Source organism: Streptomyces sp. NPDC058685, from assembly GCF_042714725.1.
Taxonomy (GTDB): domain Bacteria; phylum Actinomycetota; class Actinomycetes; order Streptomycetales; family Streptomycetaceae; genus Streptomyces.
Genome location: NZ_JBHXSL010000055.1, coordinates 1 through 20,450, shown reverse-complemented (window position 1 = coordinate 20,450; position 20,450 = coordinate 1). Strand labels below are relative to the sequence as shown.

Sequence of the window (20,450 nt, the reverse complement as noted above, 5' to 3'; positions counted from 1 at the left end):
GTGACCGACGGCGAGTTCGCCGGACGGATAGCCCTGGTCACCGGCGGCGCGGGAAGCGTCGGCCGGGTCGTCGTGGAACGGCTCGCCGAGCGCGGCGCGACCGTCCTGCTGAACTGCTTCCACTCGTACGACTCCGCCAAGGAACAGGCCCGTGCCCTCGTCGGACGCGGTCTCGACGTACGCGTGGTGCGGGCCTCCGTCGCCCGTCCCGCGCAGGTCGAGCGGATGTTCGCGGAGATCGGCGACGAACACGGCCGGCTCGACATCCTGGTCAACAACGCGGCCGCGGGCTCCTTCGTCCCCTTCGACGAGATCACCGAGGAGCTGCTCGACCGCACCTACACCACCAACGTCAAGGGCCCGTTGTGGTGTGCCCGTTACGCGCGCCCGCTGCTCGCCGCGTCCGGCGGGCGGGGCGGTGCGATCGTCAACGTCTCCTCGCTGGGGGCGACGACCACACCCGCCAACTACCTTCCGGTCGGCGTCTCGAAGGCCGCGCTGGAGGCCCTGACCCGCTACCTCGCCGCGGAGCTCGCCGAGGACCGGATCCGGGTGAACGCCGCCTCGTGCGGCCTCATCGACAACCCGGTGGGCCAGATGTTCCCGGCCTTCGCGGACGTCCGGGCGAACACGGTCGCGGCGACGCCCCTGGCGCGCCTCGGCCGCCCGGAGGATCTCGCGGAGGTCGTGCTGTTCCTCAGCTCGGAACGCTCGGGCTGGGTGACCGGCCAGACGGTCCTGGCGGACGGCGGGCTGACGCTGCTGCGTTCCGCGATGTCCCCGACGCGGGAGCCGGCGGAGGAGGCTTCCACGTCGGAGACGGAGACGGTGTCGCCGCCTGCGGACAGCGCGAAACTGCCGGCGGTGCGGGGAAGTTCGGACGCGGGGACGAGTGGCGAAGCATCGCTGTCCACGGCGGAGGCTCCCGCCGGTCGGGGCCCGAGCCGCACGGCGGCCGACACCACTCCTGCCCGCCGCACGGCCACCACCCGCCCCACCACCGTGCCGGAACTCGACGACGAGGAGTTCCTGCCCGCCGGGGAGACCGCGGTCTGCGGTGATGTGCTCCTCCCGGACGCGGCCGCACCGGCCGAGTCCGCCGGACCGTCCGACACAGCCGACGTACCCGACGCCGCCGACCTCGCCCGCCCCACCGACCCCACCGACGACCCCATCGCAATCGTCGGCATGGGCATGGCCGTCCCCGGGGCGTCCTCCCCGGAGGAGTTCTGGCGGCTCCTGATCGACGGCGCGGAACTCTTCGTCGACGCCCCCGCCGACCGCTGGGACATCGCACGGTTCCACCACGACGACCGCCGCGCGCCCGACAAGACCTACCAGCGGCGCTCCGGCTTCATCACCGGCTTCCAGCCGCACGAGAAGCTGCGGGCGGAGGGCCTCGCCGACGCCGGGCTCGACCACACCGCGCTCTGGCTGCGGCACAGCCTCCACCAGGCCCTCGACGGCGTATCCCGGACTCCGGCGGACCGCTTCTCCTTCTGCGTCGGCTACACCCCCGACGGCAGCCAGCACCTCGAAGAGGCCTTCGTTCTCCGTTCCGCACTGGACACGCTGGCCGAGGACGGCGACGACGCCCTCGACGGGCCCGTCGGGGACGCCCTGCGGCGGCGGTTCAGCCGCGGCGACGACCCCTCCGCCGCGTATCTCCCCCACCGCGTCGGCCAGGACGCCATGGACGGCATCCTCCCGTCCGGCACCCGGCTGCACATGGTGGACACCGCCTGCTCGTCCTCGCTCTACGCGATGGACCTCGGCGTGCGCGATCTGCTCTCCGGGCAGAGCGACATCGCCGTGTGCGGCGGTTCCTTCGCGCTGGCGCCGAGCGGCTCGATCCTGTTCGCCAAGCTCAACGGGCTCTCCGCGGGCGGTGCCGTACGCGCGCTGGACGCCGGCGCGGACGGCGCGCTGTTCTCGGACGGCGCGGGGCTCGTCGTCCTCAAGCGGCTCTCGCGCGCCCGCGCCGACGGCGACCGGGTCCTCGGCATCGTCTCGGCGATCGGTCTGTCGGCGGACGGCCGCGGGAAGGCCATCTACGCACCGGCTCCCGCGGGCCAGGAGCTCGCCGTGGAGCGGGCGTTCGGCCGCAGCGGCCTCGGCCCGGACGACGTTGACTGGATCGTCGCCCACGCCACCGGCACCCCGGCGGGCGACGAGGCCGAGTTCACCAGCCTCGCCCAGCGCTACTCGGGCAGCCGCACCACCCTGGTGACCTCCAACAAGTCCCTGGTCGGCCACTGCGGTTGGGCCGCCGGCGTCGTGTCGGTGATCCACACCCTGCTGGCGCTGCGCCACGACACGATCCCCGCGCAGTACCGCTTCGAGCGGCTGCCGGACGCGCTCGCCGGGCAGGGGGACGGCCTCACGGTGCCGGAGCGGCCGGTGCCCTGGCCCGCCGACGCCCGCCGCCCCCGCCGTGCCGCGGTGTCGGGCTTCGGCTTCGGCGGCACCAACGCCCACATGATCATCTCCGAGGACCACCGGAGCACCCGCTCCGGGCACCCGGCGGCACTTCCCGCGCCGCTCGGCGAGGACCTGGTCGTGGTCGGCTGGTCGTCCCAGATGCCGGGCAGCCCCAAGGCCGACGAGGTCGCGGCCTGGGCGGCGAACGGCGGGTCCGGCGAGGACTTCGAGCCGTCGTTCGGACCGGCGTACCCCGTACCGCCGTTCCAGGAACTGCGGATGCCGCCGCCCACCGCGCGGACCACCGACCGCACCCAGCTGATGATGGTCCGCTGCATGCAGCGGCTCGACGAGCGGGTGCGCGAGCTGTGCCTCGGCCACCACCGGACCACCGGGGTGGTGGTCGGCCACACCGGCGCCACCCGCAACGCCCTGCTCTACAAGACCCGTGCCTACCTCGACGAGATCGGCCATGCGGTGGCCGGGGCGGGCGAGCCGGCCACCACGGCCAAGTTCCTCCAGCGCCTGGAGGAACGGGCGACCGGTCTGATCGCCGCACCGACCGAGGACTCGTTCCCCGGCGAGATGCCCAATGTCATCGCGGCCCGGCTGTCCAACTACTTCGACCTGCGGGGACTCAACATCACGGTCGACGCGGGCGAGGCATCGCTCCTGGAGGCGTTCGACGTGGCCGGCTCGTACCTGGACTTCCAGGAGATCGACGTCGCGCTCGTGGCGGGCGTCAACGGAACGGCGCTGCCCGGGTGGAACGACACCGCGGGCCGCCGGGCCGCCGAGGGCGCCTTCCTCTTCGTCGTGACCCGCAGGTCCCTCGCCGAGGAAGCCGGCCTGCCCGTGCTGGCCGTCATGGAAAGGAGCGTGGCAGCGTGACCGCCCCGCGCCAGGGTGTAACGACCCTGCTGGGCGCCGAGGGCGCCCGTGAACTGATCGCGTTCCTCACGGCGTCCGGGCCCGTCCCGACGCCGTCGGGCGGGACCGCGGTGATCGAACGCGCCGTCCAGGAGGGCGGCCCGGTCCACCGGCTGCGCCTGCGCCACCCGGACGCGCCGCGCACGACGGTCGAACCGGCCCCGCGCCCGACCACCGCGCAGACACCTCGTACGGCCGCCGAGCCCGCGTCCCGCGAGACCACCGAACCGGCCCCGCGCCCGACCACCGCGCAGACACCTCCTACGACCGCCGAGCCCGCGTCCCGCGAGACCACCGAACCGGCCCCGCGCCCGACCACCGACCGGGCACCGCGCCCGACCACCGGATCCGAGCCGGCCACAGCGACCGCACCGGCCGCACCGGCATCCGCTGAGCAGGAGGCCCCGGGTGCGCCGCACCTTCTCGACCGGCATGTCCTGCGGCTCGCCCCCGCGGCCCGTCCCGCACCCGTCGGCGGGCCCGTCCCACCGCTCTTCCCGCCCGGCACCATCGTGCTGACGGACCGTCATACCACCCTGGGCTCACGCCGACCGGGCCCCGGCGGCACCGTGCTGACACCACTCCAGGACGAGAACATCGAGGCCGCCGTCCTGGGCGCGCGGCCCCGCCATGTGCGCGTCCTGGTCGACCTGTCGCAGGAGGATCCGCTCGCCGGGCCCTCCGAGCGGCTGCTCCGGCTGCACGACGCGGTCTTCCGTACGGCCAAGTCGTGCGCCGAACTGCCCGAGCGACCCGAGTCGTTCGCCGTCGTCGTCCTCGGCGGCATCGACGCGTCCCGGGTGCCGCATCCCTGCACCGGCCTGTTCACCGGATTCGTCAAGAGCCTGGCGCTCGAATGGCCCGCGTCCTCGGTGGTGGCCGTGGTCCACGACGCCACCGAGCTGGCGGCGGCCGAGACGGACGCCGCGGCCGAGACCCTGGCCGAACAGATGCTGCCCGTCGTCTCGTTCGCGGGCGGCACCCGGCTCCTGTGGCAGGCCGTGCCCGAGCCGGGAGCCGTCCGGGCTTCCGCGGCGCCGACCGGGTACACCGTCGTCGCGGCCGGCGGCGGGCGCGGTATCGGCGCCGAGCTGCTCACCGCGCTGGCGCGCCGCGACCGGCCCCGTCTCCATGTCATCGGTTCCACCCGGCTCGACGGGGTGACGGCGAAGGACGCCCGGCTGACCCGCAAGGACTTCATCCGCGCGCGCAGCACCGGGCAGGACCGGCTCACCGTGAAGGAGGCGAACGCCGCCTTCGACCGGCTGTCCGCCGCCGTCGAGGTGCAGGCCAATCTGCGCACCCTGGAGGACATCTGCGGCCCGGACAGGGTCACGTACCACGTCTGCGATCTCCGTGACCCCGACGCCGTGGACACGGTCGTCGGGCGGATCACGGCGGCCGAGGCGGACGGTGTCGATCTGCTGCTCGACATCGCCGGCACGAACCGCGCCGCGTCGGTGGACCAGAAGAGCCTGGACGACTTCCGTACCGTCCGCGATCTGAAGGTCCGCAGCCACGCCAACCTCAAGGCCGCGTTCGGCGACCGGCAGCCGCGCCGCTGGTGCAACTTCGGCTCCTTCGTCGGCTTCACCGGCCAGACCGGGGAGACCGACTACGGCGCGGCGAACGACTACTTCAACACCGCCGCCCTGCACAGCGCCTCCCGCGGGCTGCGCGAGTTCACCATCGGCTGGACGCTGTGGCGGGACGTGGGCCTCGGGTCGACCCCGATCATGCGCACCTTCCTCGCGAAGAGCGCGCAGTTCACCGCCATGCCCACGCCGGAGGGGATCGACCACTTCCTGCACGAGCTCGACCAGGCGGAACAGAGCCCGGTCACCGTGCTGTTCGGCGAACCCGAGCGGGCCGCCATCGAGGCGGCCGTGCCCGGCTATCTGGAGTTCTGCCGGACCGGGCCGGCACCCGCCGTGCCCGCGGCCGCCACGGCTCCCGCCCTGCCGGACTTCTTCGTCGACGACATCGTCGACCGCGGTCCCGACCGGCTCACCGTGGTCCGCACCTTCAACCAGGAGCGGGACGCCTACCTCCACGACCACGTGGTCAACGGCTATCCCACCCTGCCCGGCACCTTCGTCCCCGAACTCGCCGCGCAGGCCGCGATGCACCTGGTGCCCGGCCGCGTCCCGGCCGTCCTGGAGGACATCCGGCTCGACTCGTTCCTGCGCGTCTACCGGCCGGGCCGCGACGAGACCAAGCGCATCACCGCACGCCTCGTCACTCACGGCCCCACCGAGACCGTCGTCGACATCGAGGTGACGGGCGACGTCCTGGCCCCGAACGGGCGGCTGCTGGTCAAGGACCGCCGTCACTTCTCGGCGCGCGTACGGCTGCGGGACGAACCGGTCGCGGCGCCGCGCTGGGACCACTGGGACGACCAGGGCGCCGAGCCCATGGCCGACCCGTACCACCTGCCCAACCCGGCCGTCCTGCTGAGCGGTGTGTTCGTCTCCACCGGCGACACCCGCACCCATCCGCACGGCAGGCGCGCCCGCTACACCCCCGACCGGCCCGGCATCGAGCGCTGGTTCTCCGGACTCGTCGTGCCCTCCGTGCTGCTGGACGGCCTGGCGCGGGTGTCCGTGCTCGATCGCAGCGACGGCGACTGGACCCCGTTGGCCGTCCCCCGCACCATCCGCCGCATCGATCTCTACGGCGGCCACACCGATGCCACGCTCGCCGCGGCGGGCACCCGGGTCGAGCTGTACTCACTGCCCTCGCGTCTCGACCTGGAGAGCGAGGAGGACAACCGGGCCGTGGCGGTCACCGCGGCCGGAGACGTCGTCCTGCAGATCAAGGACATGACCGGTGTCGTACTCGGCCATGTGAACCAGTCGACCGGCGAGTACCGCGAACGCCGGCGCCCTGCCGAGGAGGCAACATCGTGACCGAGGCACACGAGCGGACGACCGCCGCACCGCCGGCACCCGAGGGCGTCTGCCCCGTGACCGGCGCCCGCGCGAAGCAGGTCGAGGGACCGACGGGCTTCCCGCTGTCCTCGCCCGTCATCTCCACCGTGGCGTACGCGTCCGACCCTCCGGGGTACTCGCTGCGCGCCCAGCAGAAGCACGGCACCGTGGTGAAGCTGCCGATCCTGCCGCACAACCCGACCGTGCAGCTCTCCGCGCCGGACGCCATCCGGCGGGTGCTCCAGGGCAACGCCGACAACTATGCGCGCGGCGCGTACTACGAGGCGTTCGAGCTGTTCATGGGCCAGGGGCTGCTCACCCTCGACGACGGCGACTGGCGCGGCCACCGCAAGGTCGTCAACCCCGCCTTCACCCCGAACGCGATCGCCGCCCGCGGGGCGCAGAGCGACGAGGCCGTCGCGGACCTGCTCGACCGCTGGGCCGAACACGCCCGTGAGGGACGGCCGTTCGACCTCTTCACCGAGTCCATGAAGCTGACCTGCCGGGTGATGGGGCTGGCGCTGGTGGGCAAGGACCTGTCCCAGGACGGCGGGGAGTTCGCGCAGGCCGTCTCGGTCGCGCTGGAGGCGATCTTCAAGAACGTCGGCTCGCTGGACAAGGCGATCCCGTCGTTCGTCCCGACCCCCTACCGCCGCCGTGTGGCACGCGCCCGGCGCACCCTGGAGAGGGTCGTCGCCGAGGCCGCGCAGAACGTCGATCTCGGCGTCGGCGGCGAAGTCGCCACGCTCATCCGGGAGTCGGACCTTCCCGAGGACGCGCTCTGGGCCGACCTCGTCACGCTGTTCCTGGCGGGCGTCGAGACGACGGCTCTCTCGCTGTCCTGGACGCTCTACGAGGTCGCGCGGGACGCGGGTGTACGGGAGCGGCTGGAGGAGGAGACGGACCGGCTGCTGCGCGGCCGTATGCCCACCGCGCGGGACCTTTCCGAGCTCACCTACGCGGGCATGGTCGTCGACGAGGGACTGCGGATGCATCCGCCGGTCTGGCAGTTCACCCGTGAGGCGATCGGGGACGACGTCCTCGCCGGCCATCACATCCCCGCGGGTACGCCCCTGCTCGTCTCCGTGTACGGGGCGCACTACAACCCCGAGCAGTGGGAGGACCCGGAGCGCTTCGACCCGGAGCGGTTCCGGCCCGGCGCGTCTCCGACCCAGGACCGTTCGGCGTATCTGCCCTTCGGCGGCGGACGGCGTCAGTGCATCGGCAAGCGGATGGGTCTTGCGCTGCTCCAGCAGACGGTGGCGGCGGTCTCCGGCAGGTTCCGGCTCTCGCTCGCCCGTGACGCGGCCCGCGAGGGCGCCTTCATCACGCTGTTCCCCAAGGGCGGCATCCAGGTGAAGGCCGAGGAGCGCCACCGATGACGACCACGAGCGCCGGGCCGGCCACGGCCCGGACGACCACCGGACCCCCGCCCGGCCCGGCCCCGACGACCACCGCCGCCCCCGCCACGGATCAGTGGCCGGCGGTCCGGCCGCACCTCTCCTCGTTCGACCCGGACGCCTTCGTGCGTCCGGTCGACCGGTTCGTCTGGGAGCCGGTCCCCGTGCCGCACACCGGCCCCGCGCCGGACCGTCCGCTGGCCGGCCGCCGGCTGCTGCTCGTCGGCGAGTCGGCCGCACTGGTGGCCGCCGTGGCCGCCGAACTCGGCGGGCGCGGCGCGCTGGTCGTGCGGTCCGATCCCGGTACGCCGCTGCGCGCGGACGGCTGGGACGGCATCGTCGATCTCAATGTGATGGGCGAGACGTACGAACTGGGCGACACCGGCTGGCAGTCGGCGCTCACCCGCACCACCGAGGCGATCCGCGCCGCCTATCGGCGCTGGGCCGACGAGCCGCGCTTCGGGTGCCATGTCTATCTCGCCCTGACCCGGCTCGGCGGGCTCTCGGGACACGGCGACGGCGAGGTGCCGCAGCCGCTGGGCGGCATCTGGGCCGGTCTCGCGAAGTGCCTGCCGCGTGAACTGCCCGCCGCCGGCATCGTCGTGGTCGATCTGGACCGCGCGGACGCCGGCGCGATCGCGGACGCGGTCGAGCGGGAGTACGTACGGCCCGATCAGTTCGAGGTCGGGTACCGCGACGGTGTGCGTCATGTGCTCGCGGGCCGCCCCGCCCCCGCGTGCCCGCCCGGCGGGACTCCGCCGGGCCCCGGTGACACCGTGCTGATCACCGGTGGTGCGCGCGGTGTCGGGTTCGCGGCGGCCCGCGCGTTCGCCGAGTCCTTCGGCTGCCGTGTCGTCGTCACGGGCCGCGGAGAGCGCCCGGCGGCGAGCGAGGTGAACGCCCTCGACGACGAGGAGTTCACCGTCTGGCGCCGCCGCCGGATGTCCGGCGCGCGCACCCCGCAGGACCTCGCCGCGGCCCGGAGCGACATCCGCCGCGCGGACGAGAACCGTACGGTGCACCGCAATCTCGCGCAGGCGGCGGCCGACGGGCTGCGCATCGACTATCTGCGCTGCGACTGCACGGACGCGGAGCAGGTCGAGCAGGCGTTCGCCGCACTCGGCGACGGTCCGCAGTTCGTGGTCCACAACGCCGGGATCGACGACCCCGCCCGCTTCGACCGCAAGTCGGCCGAATCCGTGGTGCGTACGGTCGACGTGAAGGTCACCGGCTTCGCGAACCTGGTGGCGGCGATCCTCGCGCGACCCGAACGGCGCGCCCGGCTGCGTCTGTTGAGCAATGTCGGATCGCTCGCGGGCCGGATGGGCGGCATGGTCGGCCAGATCGACTACGCCGCGGGAAACGAGGCGCTCGCCCGGCTCGGTTTCTGGGCGCGCGACAATCTCGGACTGCCGGTGCAGACGCTGTGCTGGCCGACCTGGGAGCGGCTCGGTGTCATCGCGAACTACTCCGCCGCCGTCCGCTACGTCTCCACGCTCGACCCCGGCGAGGGCGCCCGCCGCTGGGTGGCGGAACTCGCCTCCGGCCACACCGACGAGGCCGTGTTCCTGGGCCGGATCGGTGCCGTCCTGGCGCCGGGTCAGCTGCGCGGCTTCGGCATGCTGACCGGCCACCCGGATCTGCCGCGGCTGCACGCGCTGGACCATCACCTCGGCGAGGTGGAGGAGTACGAGATCTTCCGGTCGCTGCGCACCACCCGGACCTGGGACGCCGATCGGCATCCGTGCCTGGCAGAGGTACGGGTCGACGGCGCCCCGGCGGTCCCGGTCGGCGTGGTCGTGGAGCACGCGGTCGCGGCCGGCGACTGGGTGGTCCCGGAGGGCTGGCCGCTGCTGCATCTGCGGGAGTTGCGCGGGCTGCGCGTACGGCTGGAGGGGCTGCGGTTCACCGGCGGGTCCCTGACCCTGCACCGCGAGGCCCGCGGCGGTCACCGGGACGGCGAGTGGTGCGTGGACGTCACCGTCCGCGACCCCGCCGGTGCCGGCATCGCGAGCGTCACCCTCGTCTACGGCCCCGAGCCGGCCGGGCATCCGTCGGTGCGCACCGAGCGGTCGTCGCTCGGGCCTGCGGCGGGGGCGGGCCGGCTGGGCTGGGCCGATGTGGTGTTCCGCGAAGCCCGGCCGGAGCCCGGCGACGGGGGGACGCTGACGCTCGACCCGGTCCTGCCCGCCGATCTGTGGACCGTGCCCTTCCCGCCGGAGCCCACGCTCGCCCCGGCGGCGATCGAGACGATCGTGCGCGAGACGGACCGCCGTTCGGTCCGTACGTCGGCGGGCGTCCTGACGATCGGACGGCTGGTGCTGAGTCCGGGGGCCCAGCGGGTCGACGAGCTGCGGGCCGGTGCCGTGCCGGGGCGGTGGACGGGGCTGCGCGCCGGGGTCGGTGTGCTCCTGGCGGAGGGCGTCGGGCTCACGGACTGATGCGCCGGCCCGGCGGGTGGGTGACGCCGGGCGGGCAGCGCGCCGTCGGCGCCGCGGCGGGACGGCCCGTGCCGTCTCAGCCGCGGCGCCAGCCGCTGACGACGGCGCGCAGGGTGGCCTCGTAGGCGTCGCCGATGTCGAGCCCCGGGGGCTCGTTCCCGGACAGCTCCAGGGACACCAGGCCATGGGCCGCGCCCCAGCAGGACAGGGCGATCACATCGGGCGAGCCGTCCTTGAACTGGCCGGCCGCCTGTCCTCTCAGCACCGCGTCGACGAGCGGCTGGATGGTCTCGCCGACCTCGTTCCTGCGCTCCGGCGTGGGTTCGTAGTCGACCGTGCGGTCGGCGAACATGATCGCGTACAGGTGAGGGTTCGCGAGTGCGTACTCGCGATAGGCCTTGCCGAGCCTGATGACATCGGCCGCGGGGTCGTCGGACGAGTCGACCGTGGCCAGACGCGCGACGAACAGCCTGGCCGCCTCCCGGTACAGGCTGTCGAGCAGCCCGGCCTTGTTTCCGAACAGCGAATACACCGCTGTGGTCGACGTCTTCACATCGGCGGCGAGCCGCCGCAGGCTCAGGGCCGCGGTGCCCCGGTCGAAGACCGTGGCGGCAGCGCGGTTGATGAGCTTGAGACGGAGTGCTTCGTCATGAGTCTTGAGCCGGGCCATGCGTCAAATGTATCGCAACACCGTTATACGAGCCGGTGCACAGCAGCCCAAGAGCTCGCTCACTGACACGGCGCTGACATCGCCCAAAAATCTTGCACACTGTCTAAGACGCTTATCATTGCAGGTCAGACCATGTGAGCACTGGTTCACTCCCACCCCGATGCACCCCGCTTCGCCAGGACGGCCATTGATAACGCTGTTACTGTTGCCGTAGCTTCGAGGCATGGCAAGCGGAACGTGCGGAACGATCTAGGGAGTTGGGATGTTCGAGGGGTTGGGGCGGTTCATCCACCGGGGGCGCAAGCCCCTGCTGATCCTCACACTGGTGTTCGCCGTGCTCTCCGGGGTGTACGGCGTCGGCGTCTTCGGCGACATGAAACCCGGCGGATTCGAGGACCCGAAGTCGGAGAGCCGCAAGGCGGCCCTCCTGGCCGAGAAGGCGTTCCCGCAGCGCGCACCGGACGCGGTCGTCGTCTACCGCAGTGATGACAGGACGGTCGACGACCCGGCGTTCCAGAAGGCCGTCGTCGGCAAGATCTCGTCGCTGCCGAAGTCGGTGGTCACCGGGTCGGCGCACTTCTGGATGACCAAGATGCCCTCGCAGGTGAGCCGGGACCGGCACGCGACGTACGTCGCGATGAACCTGCACGGCAGCGATGACAACACCAAGGAAGAGTCCTACAAGAAGATCAAGGACAAGCTGGACGTCGCCGGGTTCGAGACCCTGCGCGGCGGCCCCGTCCCCACCGGCCACCAGGCCGGCGAGGAGATCGGGAAGGATCTCGGCGCCGCCGAGGGCTTCTCGTTCCCCATCCTCTTCCTGCTGCTGGTGGTCGTCTTCGGCGGACTGGCCGCGGCGAGCCTGCCACTGCTCGTCGGCGGACTCTCCATCATCGGCTCCATGGCGGTCCTGAGGGTCATCGCCCAGTTCACCGACGTCTCGGTGTTCGCGATGAGCCTCGTGACGATCCTGGGCCTGGCGGTCGCCATCGACTACGGCCTGCTGATCGTGAGCCGCTACCGCGAGGAGCTGCAGGCCGGCCGCACCGGCGCCGACGCCCTCGCGCGTACGGTCGCCACCGCCGGACGGACCGTCGTGGTCTCCGGCATCACGGTCGCGGTCGCCCTGTTCGGCATGACCTTCTTCCCGTTCGCCTTCCTCAAGTCCATGGCGTACGGCGGTGTGGCCGCGGTCGTCCTGTCCGTCTTCTTCTCGATCATCGCCCTGCCCGCCGCACTGGCCGTCATGGGTCCGAAGGTCAACTCCCTCTCCCTGCGGCGCAAGAAGCGGGCCGCGGCCCCCAAGGCCTCGGACGAGGGCGCCTGGTTCCGGCTGGCCCACGGCCTGATGCGCCGCCCGGTCGCCGTCGCGGTCGTCACGCTGGGCGTCCTGCTCGCCCTGGCGATTCCGTTCCTGCGGATCGAGTTCGGCGCCAACGACGCCCGCCAGCTGCCGAACACGGCCGAGGGCCGACAGGTCCACAACATCATGGAGAAGGACTTCGAGGGCGACGGCATCAAGTCCATCGACTCGCTGCTGAAGCTCTCCGGCCCCGCACAGTCGCCGGAGCAGGGCGCGGCCCTCCAGGCGTACGCCGACAAGCTCGCCAAGGTGCCCGGCGCCAAGGGCGCCCAGATCAGCGGCGCCGAGGGCACCTCGGCCCGCGTCTCCGTCACCTTCGACGGGGTGGCCGTCTCGCCCGAGGCCCGCGACCTGGTGAACGACCTGCGCGAGGTCCCGGTGCCGGACGGCGCGACCGCGTACTTCGGCGGTGAGACCGCGGTGTTCGACGACACGCTGGACGCACTCGCGGACACGCTGCCGTGGATGCTCCTCTACATCGCGGTCGCGACCTACATCCTGCTGTTCCTGGCCTTCGGTTCGGTGCTGCTGCCGCTGAAGGCGATCGCGATGAACCTGCTGTCCCTGTCGGCCACGTTCGGCATCCTCGTCTGGATCTTCCAGGACGGGCACCTGGCCGATCTGATCGGCTTCGACCCCACGGGCAACATCGAACCCAACATGCCGATCATGCTGTTCGCACTGATCTTCGGACTGTCCATGGACTACGAGGTGTTCCTCGTGTCCCGGATCCGGGAGCAGTACGACACACTCGGCGACCCGACCGCCGCGGTGGCGACGGGCCTGCAGAGCATCGGCAAGCTGATCGCCAGCGCCGCGCTGCTGATGTGCGTCCCGCTCGCGGCGATGGCGACCAGTGGTGTGCTGACCATGACCCTGTTCGGTGTGGGCATGGTGATCGCCATCCTGCTCGACGTGGCCGTGGTCCGGATCCTGCTGGTGCCGGCCGTCATGAAGCTGATGGGCCGCGCCAGTTGGTGGGCTCCCGGCCCGCTCCAGAAGCTGTACGCGCGCTACGGCATCAAGGAGGGCGACGCGGCCCTCGACGACGCCTCCAAGGAGCGTGTCCCCGTAGCGGGCTGACACGTTCACCCCCTCGACCGGGTGAAGTGCCGCAGTCGGCGGCGGCACTTCACCCGGCACCACCACCAACCTCTGCACTTGACGCACCGACTCGGGCGTCGGGTACAGTCGATCCATCTATTAGACACCGTCTAACTGAGGTCACGGAGGACCGGATGGCCGCGGAAAAGGCCGCACTCGGCGAGATCCTGCGCCCGATCAGGGGAAGGCTGCGGCTGGCAGTGGCCGCCCAGGCCGTCTCGGCGATCGCCGGCGTCGTCCCCTTCATCGCCATCGCCGAACTCGGACGGGTGCTGTTGGACAACGAACCCGACCGCTCCGACCAGGCGTGGACCATCACCGCCATCGGCGCCGGCGCCCTGCTGGTCCGGCTGATCTTCATGCTGGCGGCGGGCGCGCTCACCCACTTCGCGGACAACGAGCTCCAGTTGCACATCCGCCGCGGCCTGGTGGCCCGGCTCGCCCGGGTCCCGCTGGGCTGGTTCTCCGAGCGCAACTCCGGCACGGTGAAGAAGGCCGTGCAGGACGACGTGGACGCGATGCACCACATGATCGCCCACTCCATGCTGGAGATGACCTCGGCGACCGTCGTCCCGGCCGCGTCGCTGGCGTATCTCTTCTGGGTCGACTGGCAGATGACCCTCGTGACGATCGCGCCGCTCGTCATCGGTCTCGGCCTCTACAGCGTCACGATGGCCGGGATGGCCAAGCATCTGCCCGACTACGACCGGGCGATGGGTGCGATCAACGGCAGCGCCGTCGAGTTCGTCCAGGGCATCTCCGTCGTCAAGACCTTCGGCCAGAGCCGCCGGGCGCACCAGAAGTTCCGTGACGCGGCCGACGACTTCGCCGCGTTCTTCCTCTCCTGGGTCCGCTCCACGCTCAACTCCAAGGCAGCCGCCGAGATCGTGCTGTCCCCCATCGCCGTACTGGTGGCGGTCATCACCGGCGGCGCGATCTTCGTGACCGACGGCCGGCTCGCCGGCGTCGACCTGCTGCCGTTCGCACTGCTCGGCATCGGCCTCACCGCGCCCGTGCTCGCCCTGTTCTACGCGAGCTACGAACTGCGCTTCGCCAAGGCCGCGGCCGAGCGCGTCAGCGAGGTGATGAACGCCGAGGAGCTGCCGGTGGCCGAGAGCCCGCGCACCCCCTCCGGCAACCACGTCAGCTACCAGGGCGTGCGGTTCAGCTACGACGGCAAGAAGGAAGCCGTGGCCGGCGTCGATCTGGAGCTGGCTCCGGGCACGGTCACCGCGCTCGTCGGCCCCTCCGGGTCCGGCAAGAGCACCCTGGCCACCCTGCTCCCCCGGTTCGGCGACGTGACCGGCGGCTCCCTGAGCATCGGCGGGGTCGACATCCGGGAGATGTCGCCGGACGACCTGTACCGCCGGGTGGCGTTCGTCTTCCAGGACGTCCGGCTCACCCAGGGCACCGTCGCCGACAACATCCGTATGGCCAGGCCCGATGCCATAGCCGCCGAGGTGGCGGACGCGGCCCGTGCCGCCTGCGTCCACGACGTGATCGAGGCGCTGCCCCGCGGCTACGACTCGGTGGTCGGTGAGGACGCCCGCTTCTCCGGCGGACAGGCGCAACGCGTCTCGATCGCCCGCGCACTGCTGGCCGACACCCCCGTCATCGTCCTCGACGAGGCGGCGGCGTACGCCGACCCGCAGTCCGAGGCCACCGTCCAGGAAGCGTTGTCCGAGCTGACGCGGGGCAAGATCGTGCTGCTGATCGCCCACCGGCTCTCCACCGTGGTCGACGCGGACCAGATCGCCGTGCTCGAGGACGGAAGGATCGTCGAACGGGGCACGCACACCGAACTCGTCGCCCGCGAGGGCCGGTACGCCCGTATGTGGCACGCACATGAACGCAACTCCGCCTGGCAGCCGCACCGGCCGGCCCCGGCCACCACTGTCAGCGCCGTCCCGGCGGGAGGTACCAGCCGATGATCCGCCAACTGCTCGACGTCGTGGGACCCGAGCACAACCGTCCCGTACGCAGAATGATCACCGCCCTGGTGGTCTGCGCGGTCCTCCAGGGCATCGCCTTCGCCCTGCTCGTGCCCGTCCTCGAAGCGCTCCTCGGCTCCGACCCCGACTCCGTCTGGCCGTGGCTGTGGACCCTGCTCGGGGTCTGCCTCCTCTACTGCGTCGCGTACTACGACTCGCTGCGCACCGGCTTCCAGGCCGGCGCCACGCTCTCGCGGACGCTGCACAACCGGATCGGTGACCAGGTGGCCTCGCTGCCGCTGGGCTGGTTCGCGCCCGAGCGGGTCGGCCAGCTGGGCCAGCTCGCCACCAAGAGCGTCATGGACGTCATGGGCGTACCGGCGCACCTGCTGCGGCCGCTGGTGACGAGCTTCGTCACCCCGGCGACCGTCGTCCTCGTCATGTACGTCTTCGACTGGCGGCTCGCCCTCGCGGCGACCCTCACGGTCCCCCTGATCGTCGGTGTCTACCGGTGGAGCGCCGGGCTGAACCGCAAGGCGGACGAGGCCCGCACCGCGGCGCACGCGGTGACCGGCGGCCGGGTCGTCGAGTTCGCCCAGCTCCAGCCCGTGCTGCGGGTGTTCGGCCGGGACGGCGCGAGCTCCGGCACCCGCGGGCTGGACGCCGCGCTGCACACGCAGTACGAGGCGTCCCGCCGGGTGCTCGTCACCGGCGTCCCCGGTCTGATCAGCTTCGCCCTGGTGATCCAGGCCGCGTTCACCGTCATCCTGGTGACCGGCACCTATCTGGTGCTCGACGGCGGGCTGGAGGTGGCCAAGCTGCTGGCGATCCTCGTCCTCGCGGCCCGGTTCACCGAGCCCATCGCGGAGACGGCGGTCCTCGGCTCCACCCTGCGCACCGCCCGGTCCGCCCTGGACCGCGTCGCCGACCTGCTCGCGGAGCCCTGCCTTCCGCAGCCGGACGACGCGCGGCTGCCGGCGGGCAACGAGGTCGAGTTCGAGAACGTCGACTTCAGCTACGACGGCGCCCGCGTGCTGTCCGGGGTCTCGCTGACGCTGCCGGAAGGCACGATGACAGCGCTGGTCGGCCCCTCCGGATCCGGCAAGACGACCGTCAGCAAGCTGATCCCCCGGTTCTGGGACGTGGACTCCGGCGTGGTGCGGGTGGGCGGCGTGGACGTCCGGGACATCGAGCCCGAGGTCCTGATGTCGAAGATCTCCGTGGTGTTCCAGGACGTGTACCTCTTCGAGGGCACGATCATGGAGAACATCCGGGTGGGCCGGCCCGACGCGACGGACGCGGAGGTGCGTGAAGTCGCCCGGCAGGCCCGGGTGGAGGAGATCGTGCAGCGGCTCCCCGACGGCTGGGACACCAAGGTCGGCGAGGGCGGCGCACTGCTCTCCGGTGGTGAGCGCCAGCGGGTCTCCATCGCCCGCGCGATCCTGAAGGACGCGCCGATCGTGCTGCTGGACGAGGCGACCGCGTCGCTCGACCCGGAGAACGAGCAGGCGGTGCAGGAGGCGTTGAGCCACCTCACCGTCGGCCGGACCCTCCTGGTCATCGCGCACCGTTTGCAGACCGTGGCCGCCGCCGGCCAGATCCTGCTGCTGGACGAGGGCCGGATCGTGGAGCGCGGCACCCACGCCGAACTCGTGGCGGCGGACGGCCGGTACGCGGACTTCTGGGCGCAGCGCAGCCGGGCCCAGCACTGGCGGGTGGCCCGACAGCCGTCCTGACGACGAGCTTTTCGGCCACGCCTCCCCGAACCACTCGTCCCCGGATGCCCCCGCACCGGGGACGAGTGCTGTCCGGACACGGCTCGTGGAGCGCATCCGGCGGCAATATCCGAAGCAGATCCGACATAAGTGAAGGGAAGGCATTCCAGGAACGGACCGGCAGTGCCCGCCGGCGGAAGTCAGAATTGCCGGTTCATGTTGCCGCTCGGCCTCCCCAACGGAAGCCGAATACCAGGGCCATCAGGCAATTTGAACGTTTCCGGCTCCGTCAGATTCATTCCAGCCCGGCTTCCGACGTGCCGGTCTATACTTACAACCGTCCTGTTGGCCCATCAGGTTCGAACGGCGCGAAAACAGCGTCGAATTCAAGCCGGACCGGTCGTGCACGCGTTTCCGCCAGACGCGTTTCCTTCCGGTTACAGGTTGTTCAATCAGTTGTCACATCAGGACACCTGAGGGCCGCGGGACATTCATCGAAGGGTGCTGACATTCTTCCTGCGGGGGCTTGAGAACAGATGTCAACAGATGTTGTATTCCACTGGCCGATAACTGCAAGAGAAACCGAGCTGCACGCTGTCGGAAACTCCCTTGCGCGCGGCAGCGGCGCGATTCTCGTCGGCGGCCCCGGGGTGGGCAAGAGTCTACTGCTCGCCACCGCGCTCGAGCGCGCTTCCGACGAGGGCCGCACCGTCCTCTCGGTGGGCGGGGCCAGCTGGAACAGCGGTGCACGCGCAAAGGGTTACGCCTCGCTCGGCGAATGTCTGGAGTCGGTGGAGCCGTCGACTCTGGACGGCACCGCGGCCGACCGCCCGGTCGTCGGCATCGACGACGCCCATCTGGTCGACGCCGCATCGGGCCACCGGCTGCACCGCCTGGTCGCCGCGGGGCGGCTCAGCGTGCTCGCCACCAGCCGCAAGGACGCACCGGCGCCGGCCGGTATCGACAAGCTCTGGGTCGACCGGCTGATCGACCATGTCGAGGTGGCGCCGTTCGACAGCGCGGCGCTCGGTGACGTCCTGCGGGCCCGCCTCGGCGGCCACACCGACGCCACCACGCTGGAGCGGCTGTGGGCCGCCACCCACGGCAACGCGCTGATGCTGCGCGAACTCATCGACCACGCGGTGGAGGACGAATCCCTGCGCTGCGTCAACGGCACCTGGGTCTGGGAGGGCCTGACCGAACGCCCCGGCCGCCGGCTGTCCGAGGTGATACGACTCGGGCTGCGCGACCTCAGCCACGACGAGCTCGAACTGGTCAACATGCTCGCCGTCGCCGAGCCGCTGGAGATCGACATCGCCGCGGCATCGGGGCTCGCGCACGCCGCCGAGTCGCTGGACCTGCGCGGCATCGTGACCGTCGAACGCAACGGTACGCGCGTAGACCTGCGGTTGTCGGTGCCGCTCAGCCGGGTCGTCGTCGCCTCCCGGATGTCCGGCCTCACCGCGCAGCGACTGCGCCGGCAGGTCGCCGACGCCGTGGAACGCACGGGCGCACGCCGGCCCGAGGACGTCCTGCGCATCGTCTCGCTGAGGATCGAGGCCGGACTCGTCCCGGAGCGCGAGCAGTTGCTGACCGCCGCGCGCACCGCGATCCGCCGGCGGAACTTCGCCCTCGCGGAACGGCTGTGCCTGCTCGCCCTGCGCGACACCCCGACCGAGGACTCGGCGCCCTACGGCCCGGTCCCGGACTCCGCGGAGTACGGAGCGGTGCTGTGCCGGGTGGTGTCGTACGCGGCACAGCGCTCGGACAGCCCCACGGACTGCGTCCGGGCCGCCCTGCTGCTCGGCAGGGTCCTCATCGGCAAGGGCTGCCACCAGGAGGCCGAGGCGGTGCTGCGCACGGCCCTCGGGGCCGGAGTGGAGGTCCCCCGGGACGAGTTCATCACCGCCGTGCACACCCGGGTCATCAATCTGGCCTGGCGTTTACAGCGCGTCCAGGCCGCCGGCGCGGTGCTCGACGGCGCCGTCGCGACGGTCGGCACCCAGCACGCCGGGATACTGCACGGCAGCCGCGCCATGATCGCCGTCATGTCCGACCAGCTCCAGGACGCCGTCGACATCGGAGAAACGGTGCTGCGCGCCGGTGACGCGGGCATCGCGGTCACCCAGACGCTGGTGCCGGTGGTGGCCTTCGCGCGGACCGAACTGGGCGACCCGGCGGGCGCGCTGGAGATGCTGAACCGGTACCGGGACGTCTCCTTCGACTGGGACACCGACGCCGTGGTCCTGCTGGACGCCCTCGCGGCCCGCTGCTCGTGGCTCGCCGGCAACCTCAAGGACGCTGCCGACACGCTGGACGCCCCGCGCCGGTACGACTCCGCGGACCGCTGGCCCGTCCTGCTGCAGACCGTCGTCGCCCGGTCCCGGCTGCTGCGGCTGCTCGGCGAACCGGAGCGGGCGGTGGCCCTGCTGCGGCAGGCCATCGCCGTCGAGACCGGCCACGAGTGGCCGGCCACCCGGGCCTGGCCGCTGGCCCAACTGGCGGGTGCGCTCGCCGAGTCCGGGCAGCACGCCGAGGCGCTGCGCACGCTCGTCGAGGCGCGGTCGATGCAGGGCGAGGCGGTCTCGCACCCGATCGCCGACGACGAGATCGCCTACGACCGGGCGCTGGTGCTCGCACACACCGGGGACCGGTCGGGTGCGGCCTCCTGCGCTCTCGAACTGGCCGAACGCGCCGCGGCCGGCGGACGGGCCGTCACCGCGATCATGGCGCTGCACCTGGCCGCCCGGGTCAAGGAGAACGCCTCCTACCGCTTCCGGGCCCGTGCCCAGCAGCTCGCGGCGCAGTGCACCGGTGGCGTCGTGCGGGTGATGGCCGAGCACATCCAGGCCCTCGCCGAGGCCGACGGCAACGCGCTCACCAAGGTGTCCCGGCAGTTCCGGGAGATGGACGCGCTGCCGCTCGCCGCGGAGGCGGCGGCCCAGGCCGCCCGTGCGCACCGGGCCGCGGGCCAGCGCCGCAAGGGCCGGGAGGCGTCGGCGGCCAGCCAGGACCTGCTCCGCGCCTGCGCCGGGACCCTGCCGCCGTGGATGGTGACCGAGACCCGCAGGGACAGCGACATCGCCCCGCTCACCCCTCGCGAGCGGGAGGTGGCCGCGCTGGCCGCGACGGGAATGTCCAACCGCGACATCGCCCACCGCCTGGTGGTGTCGGTGCGCACGGTCGAGAACCACCTGCACCGGATCTACCACAAGCTGGGGATCACGGCCCGCAACGCGCTGCGCCGGGGTCTGGAGCAGGCCGCCGCGCAGTCCGACGGTGTTCGCATGTCGCCGATGCAACTGATCCGGGCGCACGAGCCGGAGCGTACGGCGGCGTCCGACGGGGACCACGGGGGCCGGCGCACCCGCAAGCCCGGCAAGCTCCGGCTCGCCGACCGCACGGCGTCCTGAGGGACAGCCCTCGGGTCGTGTCCGCGGCGAACAGGGCGAAAAGGCGGTGGGCCCCGCGGGAAACCACCCGGGGCCCCCCCCTTTTTGCGGGCGGTGAGCCCCGCCACCCCCCTCGAGTATAAACAAAAACGA

Annotated in this window: 9 protein-coding genes; 8 read left to right on the top strand and 1 reads right to left on the bottom strand. The window is 72.0% G+C overall.

Annotated features, from left to right (window positions below; genetic code table 11):
• Genes ACFWU3_RS30640 through ACFWU3_RS30625 form a run of 4 tightly spaced genes read left to right on the top strand, consistent with a single transcriptional unit; the run spans position 1 to position 10,122 of the window.
• Complete coding sequence (locus tag ACFWU3_RS30640; protein WP_384444211.1) at positions 1-3,312, top strand: SDR family oxidoreductase; 3,312 nt, start codon at positions 1-3, stop codon at positions 3,310-3,312.
• Positions 3,309-6,260, top strand: a complete 2,952-nt coding sequence (locus ACFWU3_RS30635) for a KR domain-containing protein (RefSeq protein ID WP_384444209.1) — start codon at positions 3,309-3,311, stop codon at positions 6,258-6,260. Before ACFWU3_RS30640 ends, ACFWU3_RS30635 begins: the two co-directional genes overlap by 4 nt.
• The gene (locus ACFWU3_RS30630) at positions 6,257-7,663 is read left to right on the top strand and encodes a cytochrome P450 (RefSeq protein WP_384444207.1); all 1,407 of its coding nucleotides are present in this window, start codon (positions 6,257-6,259) and stop codon (positions 7,661-7,663) included. Before ACFWU3_RS30635 ends, ACFWU3_RS30630 begins: the two co-directional genes overlap by 4 nt.
• Complete coding sequence (locus tag ACFWU3_RS30625) at positions 7,660-10,122, top strand: SDR family NAD(P)-dependent oxidoreductase (RefSeq protein WP_384444205.1); 2,463 nt, start codon at positions 7,660-7,662, stop codon at positions 10,120-10,122. Before ACFWU3_RS30630 ends, ACFWU3_RS30625 begins: the two co-directional genes overlap by 4 nt.
• Positions 10,123-10,198: 76 nt before the next feature.
• Here the strand turns inward: ACFWU3_RS30625 and ACFWU3_RS30620 are convergent, their stop codons facing one another.
• Complete coding sequence (locus ACFWU3_RS30620; RefSeq protein WP_384444203.1) at positions 10,199-10,792, bottom strand: TetR/AcrR family transcriptional regulator; 594 nt, start codon at positions 10,790-10,792, stop codon at positions 10,199-10,201.
• 262 nt (positions 10,793-11,054) lie between these two features.
• Between ACFWU3_RS30620 and ACFWU3_RS30615 the strand changes: the two genes are divergently transcribed.
• The 4 genes from ACFWU3_RS30615 to ACFWU3_RS30600 all read left to right on the top strand — a co-directional run bounded on the left by ACFWU3_RS30615 (position 11,055) and on the right by ACFWU3_RS30600 (position 20,318).
• Positions 11,055-13,238, top strand: coding sequence for an MMPL family transporter (locus tag ACFWU3_RS30615; RefSeq protein WP_384444201.1), 2,184 nt, complete (start codon positions 11,055-11,057; stop codon positions 13,236-13,238).
• Between the two features lie 155 nt (positions 13,239-13,393).
• On the top strand, positions 13,394-15,190 hold the full coding sequence (locus ACFWU3_RS30610) for an ABC transporter ATP-binding protein (protein ID WP_384444199.1): 1,797 nt from the start codon (positions 13,394-13,396) through the stop codon (positions 15,188-15,190).
• The gene (locus ACFWU3_RS30605) at positions 15,187-16,926 is read left to right on the top strand and encodes an ABC transporter ATP-binding protein (RefSeq protein ID WP_384444197.1); all 1,740 of its coding nucleotides are present in this window, start codon (positions 15,187-15,189) and stop codon (positions 16,924-16,926) included. The genes ACFWU3_RS30610 and ACFWU3_RS30605 overlap by 4 nt, the downstream gene beginning before the upstream one ends.
• A 629-nt stretch (positions 16,927-17,555) precedes the next feature.
• Positions 17,556-20,318, top strand: a complete 2,763-nt coding sequence (locus tag ACFWU3_RS30600; protein WP_384444195.1) for a LuxR C-terminal-related transcriptional regulator — start codon at positions 17,556-17,558, stop codon at positions 20,316-20,318.
• Positions 20,319-20,450 lie beyond the last annotated feature (132 nt).